The following is a 3,632-nucleotide window of genomic DNA, read 5'->3' as shown; positions in this document are numbered from 1 at the left end:
CTCCCAGCTTTTGCGCAGCGAGGCCGATCTCGTCGGGCAAGCCGGGATGCTGGAGGCCAATCTGGCGACGGCCAATACCCAGATCGTGGAGGCCCAGGAGCAGACCGAGCGCCTGACCACGCAACGCGTCGAGGAGGCGCTGACGAAACTCGACGACGTTCGCTCCAACCTGGCCGATGTCGAGGAACAGATCAGGACGGCGGAGGCGGTGCTGCGGCGAACGACGATCAAGGCGCCGGCGGCAGGCATCGTGGTGTCGTCGACCTACAATTCCAAGGGCAGCGTGATTGCTCCGGGCGAAAAGATCATGGAAATCCTGCCCACCGCGTCTGGCCTGGTCGTCGATGCGAAGCTGCGGCCGAAGGACATCGATCAGGTCCGTGTCGGCCAGCCGGCGAAACTGCGACTATCCGCCTTGAACGCGCGGCTCACGCCAGAGGTCTCAGCCACCGTGACACAGATTTCGGCGGATCGGCTCATCGATCCAGCCACGCGTGAACCCTATTTCCGCGCCAAGCTGACGATTGCCGCCGACCTGCCGCCCGGCGTGAGGCGCGAGCAGCTTTACCCCGGGACGCCGGTCGAGGCGTTCATCAGCACCGGCGATCGCACTTTCCTGGAGTATCTCGCGCGGCCGCTGCTCGATTCATTCGCGCGGGCTTTCGCTGAGCAGTAGACCGCCGACCGGCAGTGAACCGGCGCGCCGCTAGAGCCGTTCCGCGTTTCACGGAATCGCGAACGGCTCCAACTCTTTGTTTTTACGCAATTCCGAACGGAAGCCGTTTCACTCTTTTCCTGGAATTGCTCTAATAACCGCCGTCGGCCTTGGACATTTGAACGGTCAGCGCGCCACTTCGCGGTGGCCGCTGGGCAGGCGGGTGGCGATCAGCTTGTCGATGCGGCGGCCGTCGAGATCGACCACCTCAAAGCGCCAGCCCTGGGCGTCGACGCATTCGCCGGTCGCCGGCAGATGGTGCATGTGCGACAGCACATAGCCGGCGACGGTTTCGTAATCGCGGTTCTCCGGCAGGTCGATGCCCAGCACTTCGGCCATCTCGTCGGCCTGCATATAACCGGCGAGCAGCCATGAGCCGTCGTCGCGCTGGACGGCGCTTTCTTCCTCGCCGGCCTCGAGGTCCGAGCGGAAGACGCCGGTGATGGCTTCCAGAATGTCGGCGGGCGTGACGATGCCTTCGAAGTGGCCGTATTCGTCATGCACAAGCGCCATCGGCACGTCGCTCTCCTTCAGCTTCTGCAGCACGTCAAGGGCGTCGGCCTGGTCGTGCACGATGGGTGCCGCGCGCACGTATTTGCGGGGGTCGAGCGCGCGGCCGCCGAGCAGTGCTGCCAGCACGTCGCGCGTCTGGATGACGCCGATCATGGCGTCCACCCCGCCGTCGCCGGCGGGCAGGCGCGAATGCTGGGTGTCCATCAGCAGCTTGCGGATGGTGGGTTCATCGGACTGCAGGTTGATCCAGTCGACATCGGTGCGCGGCGACATGACGGCGCGCACGGCGCGGTCGCCGAGCCGCATGACACCGGCGATCATGCGCCGCTCGTCGGATTCGATGGTGCCGTGATGCTCGGCCTCGGCGACCAGCATCTTGATCTCCTCGTCGGTGACCTTTTCCTCGCTTTCGCCGCGCTGGCCGAGCAGCCAGAGCACGGCACGGCCCGAAATATCGAGCAGGAAGACCAGAGGCGCCGAGATGGTGGCGAGGATGGTCATCGCCGGCGCGGCTCTCACGGCAACGCGCTCGGGATCGCGCAGCGCGATCTGCTTGGGCACGAGTTCGCCGATGATCAGCGAGGCGTAGGTGATGATGGCCACGACGATGCCGACGCCGAGCGGGTCGGCGATGGTCTCGCGGATGCCTGTCGAGGCCAGATATTGCGCCAGCCTCTGGCCGAGCGTGGCACCGGAAAAGGCGCCCGACAGCACGCCGACCAGCGTGATGCCGATCTGCACGGAGGACAGGAATTTGCCCGGATTGGAGCCAAGCGCCAGAGCGCGGCCGGCTCGCCTGAAGGCGATGATCGACCGCAACGTCAAGGGTGCCGGCCGCGACGAGACGATGGCGAGTTCGGACATCGACAGAAGGCCGTTCACGCAGATGAGGACGACCACGGTGGCGATTTCAACGTATAACATGAGGGGTCAATAGCATTGCCGCACGGCTTTCGAAAATAGTCGGCGACCATTTTAAAAAGATGACGGCGATACGGGCCGATCAGGCGGCATCCCAGGGTGGCGACGAGAAGTGCGCGACCAGCGCGTCGACGACGACCCGCACCTTGGGCGTCAAGGCTCGTGTCGCCGGCCAGATGGCATGGACGGAAATGTTTTCGACCAGCGTGTCCACCAGCACCATTTCCAGCGCGCCGCTCCTGAGGCTGTCCGCCACCAGCCAGGTCGGCAGGAAGGTGATGCCGCAGCCGGCAAGGACAGCGCCCAGCATCGGCTCGCCATTGTCGAGCACCAGCCTTGCCCGCGGCGTGAATTTCGCGACATGGCCATCGGCTTGCCTGATGCTCCAGGCGTGGGCGACGCCGTTGCGGGTGTAGCCGATCAGGTCATGGCCAGCGAGGTCCTCGATCGTCCGTGGCCTGCCGTTTCTGTCGAGATAGGCGGGGGCGGCGCATATGGCCGAGCGCTGGGTATAGAGCCGGCGTGCGGCGAGCGACAGGCTGTCGTCGAGGTCGCCCATGCGGACCGCAAGGTCGATGCCTTCCTCGATGAGGTCGACGCGGCGGTCGTTGAAGGAAATCTCCATGGCCAGATCGGGAAATCGCCTGGAAATGTCGAACAGCACAGGCGCCACGCAGCGGTGGCCGAAGGCCGAGGGCAGGTCGACCCGAAGGCGGCCCGAGGGCACCTGCCGGCGCGAGGCCAGTAGCGCCTGGGCGGCTTCGATCTCGGACAGCGCCCTGACGCAGGCTTCATAATAGCACAGGCCTTCGCTGGTCGGGCTGAGGCTGCGCGTGGTGCGGTTGAGCAAGCGGATGCCAAGCCGCTGTTCCAGTTGCGCGACCGATTTGCCGACCGCCGATTTCGTCACGCGCAGCCGCTCGCCTGCGCCGGTGAAGCTTCCGGCCTCCATCGTTTGAACAAAGGCGACGATGCCTTGCAGATCCGCGGATTCCATCGATCTATTCCCATTGTAGAAATCTGATCACCAACTCGTTTCCGATTATGGATCATGGAAGCGCTTTTTTCCACAGTGAAACGGCGTAAATATCCCGCCAGCCATGCAATCGGGAGCAGACGTAATGAAGAGCGACATCAACAGATCCTGGCGGATGACCGGCTTCGGCCTGCCCAGGCTGGAATTGGCCGAAGGGAGGATTCCCGAGCCCGGGCCGCATGAACTGCTGGTGCGGATCAAGGCCATATCGCTGAACTACAAGGACAGGATGATCGTCGATGGCGTGCTGATCCCCGACCTTGCCTTTCCATTCGTGCCGACCTCCGATGCCGTTGGCGAAGTGGTGGCGGTCGGCGGCGGTGTCACCCGTTTCCGGACCGGCCAGCGCGTGCTGGGGCAGGTGATCGCCGACTGGCCGGATGGCGATGCGCCCCCGGTGCTGCACCAGCACACGCTGGGATCGTCGCTGCCCGGCACGTTGAGCGA

Annotated in this window: 4 protein-coding genes; 2 read left to right on the top strand and 2 right to left on the bottom strand. The window is 64.7% G+C overall.

All coding sequences use genetic code 11. The annotated features are described in order from the left end of the window. Positions 1-676 (top strand): HlyD family efflux transporter periplasmic adaptor subunit (locus tag EOA36_RS30755; protein WP_127280682.1); only part of this gene is annotated, 676 nt, incomplete at its 5' end. Between the two features lie 165 nt (positions 677-841). Here EOA36_RS30755 and EOA36_RS30750 read toward each other — a convergent pair. Next, positions 842-2,152, bottom strand: a complete 1,311-nt coding sequence (locus tag EOA36_RS30750) for a hemolysin family protein (RefSeq protein ID WP_127280681.1) — start codon at positions 2,150-2,152, stop codon at positions 842-844. A 79-nt stretch (positions 2,153-2,231) separates the two neighbouring features. Then, positions 2,232-3,146 carry a LysR family transcriptional regulator gene (locus EOA36_RS30745; protein WP_127280680.1) on the bottom strand — a complete coding sequence of 305 codons (915 nt, stop codon included), beginning with the start codon at positions 3,144-3,146 and terminating at the stop codon, positions 2,232-2,234. Positions 3,147-3,270: 124 nt separating this feature from the next. On the opposite strand from EOA36_RS30745, the gene EOA36_RS30740 reads away from it, so the two are divergent. Further along, positions 3,271-3,632 (top strand): alcohol dehydrogenase catalytic domain-containing protein (locus tag EOA36_RS30740; RefSeq protein ID WP_148669440.1); only part of this gene is annotated, 362 nt, incomplete at its 3' end.

It is taken from the genome of Mesorhizobium sp. M8A.F.Ca.ET.021.01.1.1 (assembly GCF_003998025.1).
GTDB lineage: Bacteria > Pseudomonadota > Alphaproteobacteria > Rhizobiales > Rhizobiaceae > Mesorhizobium.
Note: the sequence above shows the minus strand (reverse complement) of the source record. Positions and strands in the feature narration are given on the sequence as shown.